This window comes from Desulfotomaculum sp. OF05-3 (assembly GCF_003435535.1).
GTDB classification, from domain to species: domain Bacteria; phylum Bacillota; class Clostridia; order Lachnospirales; family Lachnospiraceae; genus Pilosibacter; species Pilosibacter fragilis.
Genome location: NZ_QWGO01000057.1, coordinates 1 through 916, shown reverse-complemented (window position 1 = coordinate 916; position 916 = coordinate 1). Strand labels below are relative to the sequence as shown.

The window sequence follows — 916 nt, the reverse complement described above, 5'->3', positions numbered from 1 at the left end:
GTGGTGGTAGGTTACTTTTCATGGGTAGGAATTTTCTGAACTGAAAATTCCGTATGATACCGTTATGACCGCGGATTTTGCCGATTCGGAATGCGAAGCATCGGCAAAATCCAGTTACAGTGCGCGGGCATGGAGTGCCCGTGTACTGTAACGGTGGTAGTGGATTTAGGCAATTCTTTCTATTGATTTTATGGATATTTACTGGTATTCTATAAAAAACAGCGGCCGCAGAAAAAACGGCTGTCAATTAACGGCACACTGCCGGAAATGAGAGGGAAATTAAGGTTATGGCAAAGGAAAAAAACATGAACCAGGACGCAGCAAACGACGAGGAGATGACTGTCACTCTGACACTGGATGATGGAACAGATTTAGAGTGCGTGGTTCTTACGATCTTCGAGGCGGCTGATAAGGAATATATTGCGCTTCTCCCGTTAGACGGCAATGAGGCTGAGGACGGAGAGGTCTACTTATACCGCTATACAGAGGACGCAGATGGCAACCCGGATATCCAGAATATCGAGAGCGACGAGGAGTACGAGATCGTTGCGGACGCCTTCGACGAGTTCCTTGATACAGCGGAGTACGATGAGATCGTAAGCGAGGAAGACTTAGACGACTAAGCCGGGAGCAAAATAGTGTTTCCAGGCTGGGTTCATCAACAGAGCAACGGAAAATGGAGATATGTTTCTGACAGGAAAACTGATTCGGAGACAAAGATAAAAAGCATTGATGGAGTCAAAAAGATATATCCGGTCGCAAAAAATTGACCGGATGAACTCTTTTTGGCTCCTTTTTTGCGGAAATTCCCTTCCTTTTCCGCATGTTTTGTGCTATGCTAAATACACTTGTGGTCGTATGGGATCACATTAAATTAACCCATTGTGCTATTTCAAATAAAACGTTTAAAAACTTG

At 44.5% G+C, this 916-nt stretch carries 1 protein-coding gene; it reads left to right on the top strand.

All coding sequences use genetic code 11. The features are described from left to right. Positions 1-287 precede the first annotated feature (287 nt). Positions 288-623 (top strand): DUF1292 domain-containing protein, encoded by a 336-nt coding sequence (locus DXA87_RS16885; RefSeq protein WP_015555061.1) that lies wholly within the window; start codon positions 288-290, stop codon positions 621-623. The last annotated feature ends 293 nt before the right edge of the window (positions 624-916 follow it).

Coding starts and splice junctions, on each gene's coding strand:
- DXA87_RS16885 (WP_015555061.1), top strand. CDS start 288: ATGGCAAAGGAAAAAAACATGAACCAGGACGCAGCAAACGACGAGGAG.